General features: G+C 59.6%; 10 protein-coding genes. 1 reads left to right on the top strand and 9 read right to left on the bottom strand.

Annotated features, from left to right (window positions below):
- From ABNP46_RS10550 to thrS, 9 genes are all read right to left on the bottom strand, one after another.
- Nucleotides 1-3,954 (bottom strand): ATP-binding protein, encoded by a 3,954-nt coding sequence (locus ABNP46_RS10550; RefSeq protein ID WP_349922325.1) that lies wholly within the window; start codon nucleotides 3,952-3,954, stop codon nucleotides 1-3.
- A 36-nt stretch (nucleotides 3,955-3,990) separates the two neighbouring features.
- Nucleotides 3,991-4,287 (bottom strand): integration host factor subunit alpha, encoded by a 297-nt coding sequence (gene ihfA, locus ABNP46_RS10555; RefSeq protein WP_005300715.1) that lies wholly within the window; start codon nucleotides 4,285-4,287, stop codon nucleotides 3,991-3,993.
- Nucleotides 4,288-4,290: 3 nt separating this feature from the next.
- On the bottom strand, nucleotides 4,291-6,678 hold the full coding sequence (gene pheT / locus ABNP46_RS10560; protein WP_349917569.1) for a phenylalanine--tRNA ligase subunit beta: 2,388 nt from the start codon (nucleotides 6,676-6,678) through the stop codon (nucleotides 4,291-4,293).
- A 12-nt stretch (nucleotides 6,679-6,690) separates the two neighbouring features.
- Nucleotides 6,691-7,674 (bottom strand): phenylalanine--tRNA ligase subunit alpha, encoded by a 984-nt coding sequence (pheS, locus tag ABNP46_RS10565; RefSeq protein WP_349917570.1) that lies wholly within the window; start codon nucleotides 7,672-7,674, stop codon nucleotides 6,691-6,693.
- A 404-nt stretch (nucleotides 7,675-8,078) separates the two neighbouring features.
- Complete coding sequence (locus ABNP46_RS10570; RefSeq protein ID WP_349917571.1) at nucleotides 8,079-10,073, bottom strand: alkyl/aryl-sulfatase; 1,995 nt, start codon at nucleotides 10,071-10,073, stop codon at nucleotides 8,079-8,081.
- 399 nt (nucleotides 10,074-10,472) lie between these two features.
- Nucleotides 10,473-10,829 (bottom strand): 50S ribosomal protein L20, encoded by a 357-nt coding sequence (gene rplT, locus ABNP46_RS10575; RefSeq protein ID WP_005300683.1) that lies wholly within the window; start codon nucleotides 10,827-10,829, stop codon nucleotides 10,473-10,475.
- A gap of 14 nt (nucleotides 10,830-10,843) precedes the next feature.
- Nucleotides 10,844-11,041, bottom strand: a complete 198-nt coding sequence (rpmI, locus tag ABNP46_RS10580) for a 50S ribosomal protein L35 (protein ID WP_005315535.1) — start codon at nucleotides 11,039-11,041, stop codon at nucleotides 10,844-10,846.
- 86 nt (nucleotides 11,042-11,127) lie between these two features.
- A complete protein-coding gene (infC, locus tag ABNP46_RS10585; protein WP_434476195.1) occupies nucleotides 11,128-11,676 on the bottom strand; it encodes a translation initiation factor IF-3 in 549 nt (182 codons plus the stop codon).
- A gap of 3 nt (nucleotides 11,677-11,679) precedes the next feature.
- On the bottom strand, nucleotides 11,680-13,608 hold the full coding sequence (gene thrS / locus ABNP46_RS10590; RefSeq protein ID WP_349917572.1) for a threonine--tRNA ligase: 1,929 nt from the start codon (nucleotides 13,606-13,608) through the stop codon (nucleotides 11,680-11,682).
- 318 nt (nucleotides 13,609-13,926) lie between these two features.
- Between thrS and ABNP46_RS10595 the strand changes: the two genes are divergently transcribed.
- Nucleotides 13,927-15,459: an EAL domain-containing protein gene (locus ABNP46_RS10595; protein ID WP_349917573.1), complete on the top strand. Its 1,533-nt coding sequence runs from the start codon at nucleotides 13,927-13,929 to the stop codon at nucleotides 15,457-15,459.
- The last annotated feature ends 12 nt before the right edge of the window (nucleotides 15,460-15,471 follow it).

A 15,471-nucleotide genomic window follows, 5' to 3' on the forward strand; every position in this document is an offset into this window, starting at 1 on the left:
TCATGCTCTCTTGCTCAGTTGCCGGCAGACATCATCCACGGCACGGGTAAGGGGCTCCACCAGGGGCTTATCGGGCGCCTTCTGCCAGGCATCGATCACCTGGACCAGGGGCATCGCCCCCACCATTTTGGCGGCCCCCTTCATCTTGTGTAAAGCCGTCTCGAGGGCTGCAATGTCCCCTTGTGTGACACAGCGCTCAATGTCGGCGAGATCCTGGCGGGTGGAGGTCAGGTAGAGCGTCGCCAACTCGGGACTCAGTGGTACTAGGCCCTGCTGGACCCAGGCGGGGGTGGGTTCCTCCCTCTCTTGCGAAGTGAAGCCCTCGCGACCGGAGACAGTGCGCAGCAAAGTGGCGAGCTCCCTGAGCAGAACCGGTTTGTCCAGATGACCGTGGCAGCCACAGCTGGTCAGCAGTTGCGCGGCCTGCTCGCTCAGGTCCGCGGTGATCACATAGACCGGCAGATGCTGCCAGCGCTCGCTACCACGCAGTTGCTGGCACAGTTCGGCGCCATCCATCACCGGCATCTGCAAGTCGGTCAGCACCAGATCCACCGTCTCCTCCTGCAACAGATCCAGGGCCAGGCGACCATTGGCCGCGCTCAGTACCCGGGCGCCGAGCTGGCTGAGCTGCATGCTGATCAGCACCCGGTTCACCTCGTGATCTTCCACCAGCAGCACCCGCATTCCCGCGCCGGGCAGGGTGCCGGGCACCGCTTGGTGCTGGCTCAGCCTGGGTTGCAGCAAGGTCACCACGGTTCCCGGGATCCAGGGTTCTTCCTGCCAGAACCAGTGCTGCAGCCCTTGTTCATCCCGGACGGCACTCAGGGGCTCTCCCGCCGGACTCTCCCTCACCCCCAGCTCCTGCAGCCAGGTACGCATGTAGTCGCCATCCTCCCCCATCAGTTGCAGGTAGACAGTGTCGACGCTCGGCTTCCAGGGAGCCCGCTCCTGCAGGGCGTGCAAGGGGAAGCGGCAGCGGAAGCGACTGCCGCCGGCGGACAGAGGTTCCACATCAATGTCGCCACCCATCTGTTCCATCAGTTGGTGGCAGATGGCAAGACCAAGCCCGGTGCCCTGAGCCCTCAGCTGGCCGGGCTCCTCCCCCTGCTCGAAAGGAAGAAACAGCCGGGGCAAGAGCTCGGCACTGATCCCGGGGCCTTCATCATCCACGCCGCAGCAGAGCATGTCCCCCTGACGTTGTGCCCAGATGACCACCTGCCCCTGCTCGCTGAACTTGATTGCGTTGGAGATAAGGTTGTGCAGCACCTGCTGCACCCTGTGGGGATCCAGCTCCAGCAATGCAGGCAAGGCGGGATCGAGATGGAGGCGAAGCTGCAGCCCCTTGGCACGAGCCTTGGACCAGTGCACGGCGGCCACATGCTCACACAGCTCTACCAGATCCGTCGGTTGGGGAGAAAGGCGCAACTGGCGCGTTTCGTTGCGACTGAAATCCAGCACGTCGTTGAGCAGCCCCAGCAGTTCGTTGCCCGCCTGCCTGATGTGGGTCAGTACCGAGGACTGCTCTGCCGAGAGTTCGGTCTGATCGAGCCACTCCAGCAGCCCCAGCATGGCGTTCATGGGAGTGCGGATCTCATGGCTCACGGCCGCGAGGAAGCGTCCCTTGGCGAGCACCGCCTGCTGGGCCTCCTCGTGGGAGATCTGCAGGGCCTTCTCCTGCTCGACCCGGGTAGTGACATCCTGAACCACCCCGTAGATGCGCCAACCCTCCCCCTGGCGGCGCCCCCGGCCGGAGAACTGCAACCAGCGACTCCCCTTGCTCGGGTGGCGATAGCGCAGCAGGTAGGTGAAAGGACGCCCCGCCAGCAACATGGTCAGCATGGGGGCGCGCATCTCTCGCCTGTCCTGGCGCGCCAGCCTGACGAGGGTTTCGTTGGGGTTGAGGCGGATCTGCTGGCTGGCCAGGCCGAGCAGTTCATGACTGCCTCGGCTGACAAATTCAACCCGCCCGATGGCTCCCTCCTTGAGGGTAAACTGCAGCACCACGCCGGGCACCGTATTGGTCAGTGCCCGCAGCCGCCGTTCGGCCTGACGCAGCAGACGGGTTCGTTCGCGCAGGGCGCTGATGTCGGAGAGTGCGATGAGGTCGCCCGCTGGCGTCTGGCTGCCCAGTTGCAACGGGATTTGGGCATAGGAGTAGACCTGATCCCGCAGGGCCAACTCCCCCTCTCCCCCCTGCAGCTGGGGTGATGGCAGCACCAGATCCGCCAGATAGCGGGCCTCCAGTTGCTTGGCTCGCTTGTTGCGCTTGATGATCTCGCCCCGATCATTGCGCAGGAACACGGGGACCGGTAATGTCTGGAAGAGCGACTCCCGGAACTTGCTCTCCAGCGCCAGCGCCTGCTCTGCCTGGTGACGCTCGCGGGCCGCCTGGGCGAGCTGCTGGCGCGAGCGCCAGATCAGCCAGATGACCGCACCGCTGATCAGCATGGCCAGCAGCAAGGAGGTGAGCCATAAACCATAGCTGACCCCCTCCTGCTGATTCAGGATCAGACGATGCCAGCGCTGTACCAGCTCATCCACCTGCCGATCGTTGATGGTCATCAGGCTCTGCTCCATCACGCCGGAAAGTCTTGGCTGATCGTGCCGGATGGCAAAACTCAGACCCAGATTCTGGGGGAGCTCCCGGATGGCGAGATCCGCCAGCAGGTTGTTGCGCATGGGGTATTGCAGCTGATAAAGCTCCGCCAGCATGGCATCAGCCTTGCCATCCTGCACCGCCTGGATCCCCTGCTGCAAGTCCTGCACCTGTACCCAGTGATGCGGGCCCAGCAGCGACAGCTGGCTGCCATCATAGAGGGCTTTGGGAACCACTATGCTGCCCGAAACGCTATCCAGGGCCTGATACTCCGCCCGTTTGCGGCTGACCAGGGCGTAGCGACTCATGGCAATGACCCGGGTGAAGTTAAACTCCTGCCCCAGCGCCGGCGACTCCGGCAAACCCGCCATCATCGCCGCTTCGCCACTGCGAAGCTTGGCCAGCGCCTCCTCCTTGCTGGCCGTGGGAATGAGTTCAAAGTTGAGCCCGGTCTGTCGGCTCACCCGCCGCAACACATCGTCACTCCAGCCGATCAGCTCCCCTTGCGGATTGATACCGCTGTAGGGCATCAGGCCAGGCGCCGCCACCATCTTGATGGTACGGGCCGAGCCAATGAGCCAGGCCTGCTCCTTGTCGGTAAAATGCAGGGGATTGATATCTTGCTCGCTCTGGGGCAGATAGCGTCCCAGATCCCGATAGAGACTGCCCGGCGGCAAGAAGCGGATCGCCGTATCCACCAGTTGCAGCAAGCCCGGGATGTCTCGCATCATCAGCCGATAGCTCACCACCAGTTCGTCACTGCGCAGGCGGCGCAATCTCAACCCCTCATCCGGGTACTCCCGCATCAGGTAGCGCAGTTGCAGGTAATCCCCGAGATAGGCGCTGCCCTTTTCTGCAAACAGCGCCAGATACCAATTGTCCGCATCGGTCAGCTGCAACTGGGTGGAGTGGGGATAGAGACGTTTCAGCACCTCGCCCGCCTGCCAGACCGGCGAGACCAGAAAAGCCGCATGCTCGAGATCCCCCCGATAGAGGATGGCGGATTCCGCCTCCAGCATGGCCCGGCTCAGTACTGTGCCTGAGCGGGTCTCGACGGAAGGACCGATGTGAGGAATGAGGTCGCACTGGCCATCACGCAGGCCCTGCTCCACCGCCGGCCAGTTGGGCAACGTCTTGAAATGCAGGGGCACCGGCAGTTGCCGGGCCAGGCGGGTCATCTGATCGATAAGCAGTCCTCCCTGATCTTCGAGATAGGGAGGACGCTCCAGACTCGGGTAGCAGAAGGTCAGCTGACCGATGTCATCGGCATAAGCCTGGGCGGCGGGCGGCAGGGGAAGTACGGCGGCACGCAGCGGCAAAGCCAGCAACGCACCCAACAGCAGGTATATTTTTGTCATCGAAATGCAAAAGCCAGGCATCTGCCTGGCTTTTTATTACTCATTGGGTTCAACATTTTCTACTCTGGCCTTGAGCTTCTGGCCAGGCCGGAAGGTCACCACGCGACGGGCGCTGATAGGAATATCCTCGCCCGTCTTGGGGTTACGTCCGGGACGCTGATTCTTCTCACGAAGGTCAAAATTACCGAAGCCTGAAATCTTGACTTGTTCACCGCGCTCGAGCGCTTGTCTGATTTCCTCAAAGAAGGCTTCCACCATATCTTTGGCTTCACGCTTGCTCATCCCGAGCTGGGTGAACAGGTGCTCTGCAATGTCGGCTTTGGTAAGCGCCATAGATCAATCCCTCAAGGATGCATTCAACTCTTCACCGAGGGCCCGCACGACATTGTCCACGGTCTCGGCGATCTCTTTCTCCTCCAGGGTGCGTTGTGCGTCTTGCAACACCAGGCTGATAGCCAGACTCTTCTTGTTCTCGGCCATACCAGCACCCTGATATACGTCGAACAAGTTTATTCCAACTAACTGATTTCCGCCAACTTTTTTAATTACTGCCAGGACGTCACCGGCCAGAACCTGACTGTCAACCACCACGGCGATGTCGCGGCGGTTTGCCGGGAAGCGGGAAACCTCGGTCGCAACCGGCACCTTGGCCGGGATCAGCTTGTCCAGTTCCAGCTCGAACATGATGGCCCGGGACTTGAGGCCCAGCTTCTTGTCGAGGCTCGGGTGGATGACACCGATGTGACCGATGACGACACCATCACGCAGGATGGCGGCACTCTGGCCCGGATGCAGGGCGCTGTGCTCGGTACGCTCGAAGCTGAAACTGGCGCCTTCGGCGGTCAGATCCAGTACCGCTTCCAGATCCCCTTTCAAATCAAAGAAGTCGGCGCCGCGGCTCTTGATGTCCCAGTGCTCGTCGCTCTGGTTGCCGGTGATGATGCCGGCCAGCATGGGCTCCTGACGGATGCCGTTCTCGGCACTGGCGTCCTTGATGAAGCGCAGGCCCTGCTCGAACAGACGCACGCGGCCCTGTTGACGGTTCTGGTTGTAGACCACGGCCTGCACCAGACCCGGGAACAGGGAGACCCGCATGGCGGACATCTCGACCGAGATGGGGTTTGGCAGCACGATGGCGTCGCTTTGCGGGAACAGCGTCTGCTGGGCCTTGGGATCGACGAAGCTGTAGGTGATGGCTTCCTGGAAGCCGCGATCCACCAACAGGTCACGCACCCTCTTGAGGGTCACCTGCCCTTCCGCCTGTTCCACCATGGCGAGCGAGGCCGCCGGTTTCAGGTTCGGGATGTTGTTGTAGCCGTAGATGCGAGCCACTTCCTCGATGAGATCTTCCTCGATGGCGATGTCGAAACGCCAGGAAGGTGCCAGGGCAGTCCAGCCATCGGCGTCGACGCTCACCTGCATGCCGAGGCGAGTCAGGATCTCGAGCACCTGGGCGTCCGGCACGTTGATGCCGATCACCTTGTCGAGCTTGGCGCGGCGCAGGCGGATCGGGGCAGCCTTGGGCAGGTGGGCGTCGGATTTGACCTCGACAACCGGACCCGCCTCACCGCCGCAGATATCCAGCAGCAGACGGGAGGCACGATCCATCACCTTGGCTTGCAGCTCGGGGTCCACCCCGCGCTCGAAGCGGTGGGAGGAGTCGGTGTGCAGGCCATAGGCGCGGGCACGACCGGTGATGGAGAGCGGCGCGAAGAAGGCGCACTCCAGCAGGATGTCGGTGGTGGTGTCGGACACGCCGGTGCGATCGCCGCCGAAGATCCCCGCCATGCAGGCCGGGCTTTTGCTATCCGCGATCACGAGCGTGGTCTCTTTGAGCTTCACCTCGGTGCCGTCGAGCAGGGTCATGGGCTCGTCGGCCTTGGCACGGCGCACCACCAGTTCCCCTTCCAGCTTGGCCAGGTCGAAGGCGTGCATCGGCTGACCGTATTCCAGCAGCAGGAAGTTGGTGATGTCGACGATGGCGTCGATGGAGCGAATGCCCCCCCGGCGCAGCTTCTCCTGCATCCAGAGCGGGCTCTGAGCCTTGAGGTTCAGCCCCTTGATGACACGGCCGAGGTAACGGGGGCAATCCGCCGGTGCCTCGACCCGGATCGGGAAGGATGCGTCCAGGGTAGCCACGGCCGGCACCCAGCTCGGCTCGACCACGTCGACGCTGTTGAGCACACCGATCTCGCGGGCCAGACCCGCGATGCCGAGGCAATCGGCGCGGTTCGGGGTAAGATCCACGTCGATGGCGACATCGTTCAGGTTCAGGTATTCACGAATATCGGTGCCGATGGGGGCATCCCCTGGCAGCTCGATGATGCCATCCGCTTCCACGTCGATGCCGAGCTCGCTGAAGGAGCAGAGCATGCCGTGGGACGGCTGGCCGCGCAGCTTGGCTTTCTTGATGGTGAAATCGCCCGGCAGGGTCGCGCCCACCTTGGCCACGCACACTTTAAGGCCTTGGCGGCAGTTCGGCGCGCCGCAGACGATGTCCAGCAGCTCGGCGTCGCCGACGTTGACCTTGGTCACCCGCAGTTTGTCGGCGTCCGGGTGCTGGGCGCACTCGACCACTTCACCGACCACCACGTTGTTGAACTGGCCTGCCACGGCCTCGATGGCATCGACTTCCAGACCGGCCATGGTGATCTGCTCGGCCAGTGCGTTGTCACTCAACTCGGTGCGGACCCACTCCATCACCCAGGATTTACTGAATTTCATGTTCTCTCGCCCTTACTTGAACTGCTTGAGGAAGCGCAGGTCGTTTTCGAAGAAGGCACGCAGGTCGTTGACCCCGTAGCGCAGCATGGTCAGACGTTCGACGCCCATGCCGAAGGCAAAGCCGGAGTATTTTTCCGGATCGATGCCCACCGAACGCAGCACGTTCGGGTGCACCATGCCGCAGCCCAGCACTTCCAGCCACTTGCCATTCTTGCCCATCACGTCCACTTCGGCGCTCGGCTCGGTGAACGGGAAGTAAGAGGGACGGAAGCGGATGGTGAGATCTTCTTCGAAGTAATTGCGCAAGAAGTCGTGCAATATGCCTTTGAGCTCGGTAAAGCTGGCATGTTCGTCTACCAACAGCCCTTCGACCTGGTGGAACATGGGGGTGTGGGTCATGTCGTAATCGTTACGATAGACCCGGCCCGGGGCAATGATGCGGATCGGCGGCTGCTGATGCTCCATGGTGCGGATCTGCACGCCAGAGGTGTGGGTGCGCAGCATCAGGTCCGGATTGAAGTAGAAGGTATCGTGATCGGTGCGGGCCGGGTGATGAGCCGGGATGTTCAGGGCATCGAAGTTGTGGAAGCCATCTTCGATTTCGGGACCGCGCTCCACTTTGAAGCCCATCTCGCCAAACAGGCGCTCGATGCGCTCGATGGTGCGGGTCACCGGGTGCAGACCGCCGTTTTCGATACGACGGCCCGGCAGGCTGATGTCGATGGTCTCGGCAGCCAGCTTCTGGTTCAGCACGGCGACTTCCAGAGCTTCACGGCGCGCGTTCAGGGCATCCTGAACCTGCTGCTTGGCCTGGTTGATCACGGCCCCCGCGGCGGGACGCTCCTCGGCAGTGAGTGCCCCGAGGCCCTTCATCTGCTCGGTAAAAAAGCCTTTTTTACCCAGATATTTGACCCGGATCTCGTCGAGGGTCGCAATGTCGCTCACGCCCTCAATTTCGGCCTTGGCCTGGCCGACTACTTCTTCAAGCTGTTGCATGTCTTCCTCGTCACCACTCCCGGAACAGGAGCCTTTAGGCTAAATAAGGTCAAGAGGGCGATAATACAAAAAAATGGCCTCGGCTGACCATAGTTAAGGTGGGCTTTTCTCCCGAGAAATCATTTTGTTATGACCCAGAACAACACCATCCCCTCCCCCTGATCCGGCAAGGCTCGGTATCCCTTCTCCGGGCTGTCGCCGACATGACTCAAAATTTAAAGCCAAATCAATGTGATGGCGATCATGTTATCGGCACAAGGGCACCGTCGCCCGGCGCTGGCGCGACATAAAGGTACGCCGCCGCCCCTGTTCCCTTCACGCTCGGCCAAACCATGACCCCAGAGACAAAAAAGGCGTGGTCCTGATGACCACGCCTGGTGTGACGAGCGGACGCTCAAGCCTTATCAAGGCGTCACAATGTTGAACCAGAACTCGAAGTTGTCCAGATAACCCAGCACTTCCTTGAGTTTGTCGGCATTGCCGCTGATCTTCACATCCCCTGCCGCGACGGCTTTTTCCAGGGTGGTTTGCTTCAAGATCAGGTTGTTCAGGGTATCCCGTGACAGGGCGATCGTGGTATCGGCGTTGCTGGCCTCGCTGTTGGCGGTGTGGTTCAGCACCCCGTTCTCCAGTTCCACCTTGTACTTGCCACCGGTATCGCCGAAGTCGAAGTTCAGTACCGCCTTGGCTGCGCCGGACTTGGGCCCGTTCAGGCGCACCGCCAGGTAATCGAAGAACATGTCGAGCGACATGGCGCGTACCGTATCCGGGCTCGCGGTGTTCGGGGTCGGCAGCGGCGTGACGCCGCTGCGCAGCTCCTTGGCACCGGTCAGGTAGAAGTTGCGCCACGGGCCGGACTCGGCCTGATAACCCATCTGCTCAAGGGCATCGGCTTCGAGCTCCTTGGCCGCCTTGTTGCTCGGATCGGCGAACACCACGTGTTTCACCACCTGAGCCACCCAGCGGTACTCACCCTTGTCGTAGGAGGCCTTGGCTTTCTTCAGCACCTCGTCGGCACCGCCCATGAACTCCACGTACTTCTTGGCCGACTCGGTCGGGCTCAGCTCGTTCAGGGTCGCCGGGTTGCCGTCAAACCAGCCGAGATAGAGCACATAGGTCGCCTTCACGTTGTGACTGATGGAACCGTAGTAACCGCGGTTGGCCCAGGTGTTGGCCAGGGTATCCGGCAGCTTGAACTGCTCGGCGATCTCGTCGCGGGTGTAGCCCATGTTGGCCAGACGCAGGGTCTCATCGTTGATGTAGCGATAGAGATCACGCTGGGATTTGAGCAGGGTGGTGACCTCCTTGTTGCCCCAGGTAGGCCAGTGGTGCTGGGCGAACATGACCTCGGCCTTGTCACCCCACATGGAGAGCGCCTGGTTCAGGTACTTGGACCAGGGCAGCGGCTCACGGATCTTGGCGCCGCGCAGGGAGTAGGTGTTGTGCAGGGTGTGGGTCGCATCCTCGGCGGCGGAGATGGCCTTCTTCTCCTCGATGAACCAGAGCATCTCGGACGGCGCTTCCGAGCCCGGCGCCATCATGAACTCATAGGTCAACCCGTCGATGACCTCTTTCTGGCCCGTCTTGGTGATGATGTTGGTGGGGGCGATCAGGGTCACGGTCCCCGCCGAGGTGGTGGTCCCAAGACCGGCCCCGACCTGGCCCTTCTCGTCCGCCGGCAGCAGGTTGCCATACATGTAGCTGGCACGGCGACTCATGACGTTGCCCGCCATGATGTTCTCGGCGACCGCCGCCTCCATGAAACCATCCGGTGCGTAGATCTTCACCTTGCCGGTCTTCACATCGGCCTCGTCAACTACGCCGCGCACGCCGCCGTAGTGATCCACGTGGCTGTGGGTATAGATCACGGCCTTGACCGGCTTCTTGCCCTGATGCTCGTAGTAGAGATCCAGGGCTATCTTGGCGGTTTCGGCAGAAACCAGGGGATCAACCAGGGTAAGCCCCTCCTTGCCCTCGATGATGGTCATGTTGGACAAATCCAAGTTACGCACCTGATAAATCCCATCGGTGACCTTGAACAGGCCGCTGATGTTGATCAATTGGGACTGGCGCCAGAGGCTGGGGTTGACGGTCGCGGGGGCCTTCTGCCCCTCCTTGATGAAACCGTACTTCTGCGGATCCCAGATGAGGTTGCCCGCCTCCCCCTTGATGGGGGCTGACGGCAGGGCGGCGATGAAGCCCTTGTTGGCATTCTCGAAGTCGGTCTTGTCGGCAAATGGCAGCTCGGTCAACAGCTTGTCGTTGGCGGCCTGGGTGGCGGCCGCGGCCTCCTTGCGCAGATCCTCGGCGGCCAGGCTCGGCAAGGACAAGCTCGTGACCAGACCGGCCAGCACCAACTTGATGAAAAGAGGTTTCATTTTTCGTTGCGTGTATTTCATAGACACTCCTTGTTGCAAACGCTTGTTTTTCTCGCCCACACATTCTAGTCGACATACAGTTACTTAATATTGTTTTTCAATCAACTGTTTACAGAAACAATAACAGCGATTGACACATCAAGAATGTAAAGAATGGATGACAATGCCACTACAGAACGGAAAAACAACGGAAACAAACAGCGGAACAGAAAGGAGTGGGTAAATCGACTATTTAACTGCGCGACAGGCAGCATAAATGATGAGTCCAGGATGAAGGCAGGAAGCGCAGGCCGCCAAATTCACGAGTCGGCAGCCTGGTATCGACGCGACAAGCGATGACCACAGGTGACTCCCACGCAGGGAGGCGCCCAACAAAAAAGGAGGCCGAAGCCTCCTTTTATCTTTCATAACAGAACCGGATTAAACCAGCGCTGCTTTAGCCTTTTCAACCAGGGCGGTGAAAGCCAACTTGTCGTGAACGGCGATATCGGACAGGATCTTGCGATCGATCTCGATAGAAGCCTTCTTCAGACCGTTGATCAGACGGCTGTAGGACAGACCGTTCTGACGGGCAGCAGCGTTGATACGCGCGATCCACAGCTGACGGAACTGACGCTTCTTCTGACGACGGTCACGGTAGGCATACTGACCAGCTTTGGTTACCGCTTGTACCGCTACGCGGTAGACACGGGAACGGGCGCCGTAGTAACCCTTGGCGGCTTTCATTACTTTCTTGTGACGAGCGCGAGCGGTCACACCACGTTTAACTCTTGGCATTTTTCACATCCCCCTTATGCGTACGGCAGACAAGCGACAACACGTTTGTGGTCGGCAGCAGAAACCATGAACTTCGGCCCCAGCTTACGCTTACGCTTACTGCTCTTCTTGGTCAGGATGTGACGCAGGTGGTTGTGCTTGCACTTGAAGCGACCTGAGCCAGTCTTCTTGAAGCGCTTTGCGGCGCCCCGGTTGGTTTTCATCTTCGGCATTTCATACTCCGCATTGTGAGTGACAACAAAATCGCAAGGCGAACCGACTCATGAGGCGGGCCCCATGAGTCAATTTCTTGTGGGCCTTAAGATTTCTTCTTAGGTGCGAGAACCATCACAGCTTGACGGCCTTCGACTTTCGGGAACGATTCGACTACGGCCAACTCTTCCAGATCGGTTTTGACTCGCTCCAGTACCTTGATACCAAGATCCTGGTGGGCCATCTCACGACCACGGAAGCGCAGGGTGACCTTCGCCTTGTCCCCGTCTTCCAGAAAGCGAACCAGGTTGCGTAGTTTTACCTGATAGTCGCCTTCGTCAGTGCCAGGACGGAATTTGATCTCCTTGACCTGGACGACTTTCTGCTTTTTCTTCTGTTCTTTGGTGGTCTTGCTCTTTTCGTAGAGGAATTTGCCGTAATCCATGATCCGGCAAACGGGCGGCTCAGCGTTAGGACTGATCTCGACCAGATCCACTCCGGCCTCAAGGGCCAAGTTCAGTGCATCCTGGATGGAGGTGATGCCAATGGCTTCACCATCCAGACCGGTCAGACGAACTTCTTTCAGACGGATCTCTTCATTGATCCGGTGAGCGCGGGCTTGCGGTTGCTTGCCCAGTTTTTTTCCGCCTTTTATAGCTTATTCCTCCACTTTCTTTTGTCCGCGGGTCTGAACTTCCTGGGTCAACAGAGCAATCAGCTCTTCAACAGGATAAGTCCCCAGGTCAGCCCCTTTACGAGTCCGTACTGCAATCTTACCGGCTTCTACTTCTTTATCGCCGCAGACCAGCATGAAAGGTACTCGCTTCAAAGTATGCTCGCGGATTTTAAAGCCAATCTTCTCATTTCTCAAGTCCGCTTTTGCGCGAAGGCCCGCATCATTCAATGCCTTGGCTACTTTCACCGCATAATCGGCCTGAGCATCCGTGATATTCATCACCACCGCCTGGGTCGGCGCCAACCAGGTCGGGAACAGACCGGCGTACTCTTCGGTCAGGATCCCGATGAAGCGCTCGAGGGAGCCCAGAATGGCACGGTGGATCATCACGGGGACGTGGCGCTCGTTGTCTTCGCCCACATAAGTGGCGCCAAGACGGCCCGGCAAGGCAAAATCGAGCTGCACGGTACCACACTGCCACGCACGATCAAGACAATCGTGCAGGGTGAATTCGATCTTGGGACCGTAGAAGGCCCCCTCACCCGGCTGCAGATCGTATTTCAGACCGTTCAGCACCAGGGCTTCTGCCAGGGCGGCTTCGGCGCGATCCCAGGCTTCATCGGAGCCGATGCGCTGCTCGGGACGGGTGGAGAGCTTGACCACGATGTTCTCGAAGCCGAAGGTGCCATAGACGTCGTAGACCATGCGGATACAGGCCGAGACCTCTTCCATGATCTGATCTTCGGTACAGAAGATGTGAGCGTCATCCTGGGTGAAGCCGCGCACCCGCATCAGGCCGTGCAGAGAACCGGACGGCTCGTTGCGGTGGCAGGAGCCGAACTCGGCCATGCGCAGGGGCAGATCGCGGTAGGACTTCAGACCCTGGTTGAAGATCTGCACGTGACCCGGGCAGTTCATCGGCTTGATGGCGTACTCGCGGTTTTCGGACTGGGTAGTGAACATGGCCTGGGCGTATTTCTCCCAGTGACCGGAACGCTCCCACAGCACGCGATCCATCATGAAGGGGCCTTTCACCTCCTGATAGTCGTACTCCTTGAGCTTGCCGCGGATGAAGGTCTCCAGCTCGCGGAAGATGGTCCAGCCGTCGTTGTGCCAGAACACCATGCCGGGGGCTTCTTCCTGCATGTGGTAGAGGTCAAGCTGCTTGCCAATCTTGCGGTGATCCCGCTTGGCGGCCTCTTCCAGACGCTGCAGGTAGGCCTTGAGCTGTTTCTTGTCGGCCCAGGCGGTACCGTAGATGCGCTGCAGCATCTTGTTGTTGGAGTCGCCGCGCCAGTAGGCACCGGACATCTTCTGCAACTTGAAGTGGTGGCAGTGACGCATGTTCGGCACGTGGGGGCCGCGGCACATGTCGATGTACTCTTCGTGATGATACAGACCAGGCTGGTCATCACGAGCGATGTTCTGATCCAGGATCTCGACCTTGTAGGTCTCGCCGCGGGTTTCGAACACGTCGCGCGCTTCCTGCCAGGAGACCTTCTTCTTGATGACGTCGTAATCCTTGGCAGCCAGCGCCAGCATGCGCTCTTCCAGGGCTGCCAGATCTTCGTCGGTCAGGGTGCGGTCAAGATCGATGTCGTAATAAAAACCGTTGTCGATGACGGGACCGATGGCCATCTTGGTCTGGGGCCAGAGCTGCTTGATGGCATGGCCGAGCAGGTGCGCACAGGAGTGGCGCAGGATGTCCAGACCCTCTTCGTCTTTGGCGGTGATGATGGCGAGGGAGGAATCGGTTTCGATCAACTCGCAGGCATCCACCAGTTCACCGTTCACCCGACCGGCAATGCACGCCTTGGCGAGACCGGGACCGATGTCCGCGGCGACGTCCATGACGGAAACGGCCTGGGCAAATTGACGTTGACTGCCGTCAGGCAGAGTAATGATTGGCATCGTGAGTTTCCTTATACAGTGGTGACCCGTACCAAAGGTCACATGCAGATTGGGAGAGTCCTCGAATGAGTGGCAACTCACCACGGTGTTTCACCGTTCACAATACGGTTAGTACAAGGGTGATACGCACGGTCGTGGCCGTGCTAGGCCCGTCATTCATAGGAACAGTGGGGGATTGTATCAGACGTCACAACACGGACAAGGGTGATGATGCATGCTGGTCAAAAATTGGCAGCCATTGACAGGGTATGGTGCTACAAATGGGTAGCCAAAAATAGTGTTCAATTGACCCTGACATCGCGCATAAGGACGATCTGCATGTCGAAATACTCTTCCTTCTGGATCTCGTTGGCGCTGTTGCTGACCCCCCTGCTGCTGGTCGTTGCCCTGAGCCCGCTCCTCATTACCCCTATCAGCCGCTATCTGCTTATCGATAAAGAGCAGGAGCTGCGGGCCTATCAAAACGAACGTACTCAACTATTGAACGAGAGCGTGCGAACCCAGCTTGCAAGTTTCAAGTTTGACTGCGGACCCACCGACATGGCACTGCTGCGGGACCCGGCCTACTACAGTCGTCATATCCGCTTCGCCGGCATTTATACGGCCAATGGCAAGAGCTGCTCCACCATGGGACCCGGATTGGCCATTTTGGAAGACATCAAGGATCTACCCAATGGGCAGAATTACAGTGTCACAGCCACCACTGGAGCCTTTGACACCGAGCAGGAGACGCTGATCTACTCCAAACGTAGCGGTAATCTGGCCTACTGGGCACTCGACAGCAGCTGGGCCCATGAGTTGATGCAAAGCCCCTGCCCCGACTGCTTCTACCTCGAATTCTCCCACATGGATCCCGCGCGCGAGCACCTCTACTTCCCCCGTGGCAATGCCGCCATCAAGACGCAACCGGACCGACTGTCGGTCTCCTCATTCGACCAACGCAACAAGGTGGATCAAACCCTGTCGGCCGGCAATGAACTGCGCCACTATGTCGCCATGAAGTTGCGCGGCTACGGGTTGCCTAGCGCCATCCTCCTCGGCCTGTTGTTGACCCTCGCCTACTGGTTGCTGCGCAACTATCGCAATTCCCTGAGCGGCCTGCTCAAACTTGGGCTCCAGCGAAGAGAATTCATTCCCTTCTATCAACCGATCGTCGACTCTCGCACCCAAGAAGTGGTGGGCTATGAGGCACTCATTCGCTGGCAGCGAGGCAAGGGGTTCATCTCCCCCGCCATGTTCATCGATTATGCGGAGCAACAGGGATTGATCGTCCCCATTACCGAACAGCTCGTGCTCAAGGTGGTGGACGATCTGGCGCACCTGCCCCCGCCTCGCTGGGTCAGTGTCAACCTGGTCGCTGACCATCTTGAACAGCGCTATCTGCTGGATATGCTGGCCAAAGTGAAGTGGCCAAGCCCGGACAGGTTGACGTTCGAGCTCACCGAACGCCTTCCCATCACCAATATCAAGGTCGCAGCACGCGAGATAGCCAAGCTGGGACTGCGGGGATATCACTTCAAGATCGACGACTTTGGCACCGGTTACGGGGGATTCGCCTATCTGCAGCAGTTGGGGATCCGCAGCATCAAGATCGACAAGATGTTCGTCGACACCATAGGCACCCAGGATTTCAAGCGCACCGTGCTGGATGCCATCATCGCCTTCGGCCACGAATCCAAGATGGAGATGATTGCAGAAGGAGTGGAGAATCAGGCGCAGCTCGATTACCTCACCAAACACGGCGTCTATCTCATCCAGGGTTATGTCTATGCCAAACCCATGCCGCTGGAAGAGGCGCTGGCCTGGAACCCGCAGCAAGAGAGCGAGCCCGGCGAGATCAAACAGGCCTGAGCCTCTGCCATG

It is taken from the genome of Aeromonas veronii (assembly GCF_040215105.1).
GTDB lineage: Bacteria > Pseudomonadota > Gammaproteobacteria > Enterobacterales > Aeromonadaceae > Aeromonas > Aeromonas veronii_G.

What these genes read in the sequence shown, in the direction of transcription:
- ABNP46_RS10550 (WP_349922325.1), bottom strand. Translation starts at nt 3,954, where the DNA reads ATGACAAAAATATACCTGCTGTTGGGTGCGTTGCTGGCTTTGCCGCTG.
- thrS (WP_349917572.1), bottom strand. Translation starts at nt 13,608, where the DNA reads ATGCCAATCATTACTCTGCCTGACGGCAGTCAACGTCAATTTGCCCAG.
- ABNP46_RS10570 (WP_349917571.1), bottom strand. Translation starts at nt 10,073, where the DNA reads ATGAAATACACGCAACGAAAAATGAAACCTCTTTTCATCAAGTTGGTG.
- pheS (WP_349917570.1), bottom strand. Translation starts at nt 7,674, where the DNA reads ATGCAACAGCTTGAAGAAGTAGTCGGCCAGGCCAAGGCCGAAATTGAG.
- pheT (WP_349917569.1), bottom strand. Translation starts at nt 6,678, where the DNA reads ATGAAATTCAGTAAATCCTGGGTGATGGAGTGGGTCCGCACCGAGTTG.
- ihfA (WP_005300715.1), bottom strand. Translation starts at nt 4,287, where the DNA reads ATGGCGCTTACCAAAGCCGACATTGCAGAGCACCTGTTCACCCAGCTC.
- ABNP46_RS10595 (WP_349917573.1), top strand. Translation starts at nt 13,927, where the DNA reads ATGTCGAAATACTCTTCCTTCTGGATCTCGTTGGCGCTGTTGCTGACC.
- rpmI (WP_005315535.1), bottom strand. Translation starts at nt 11,041, where the DNA reads ATGCCGAAGATGAAAACCAACCGGGGCGCCGCAAAGCGCTTCAAGAAG.
- rplT (WP_005300683.1), bottom strand. Translation starts at nt 10,829, where the DNA reads ATGCCAAGAGTTAAACGTGGTGTGACCGCTCGCGCTCGTCACAAGAAA.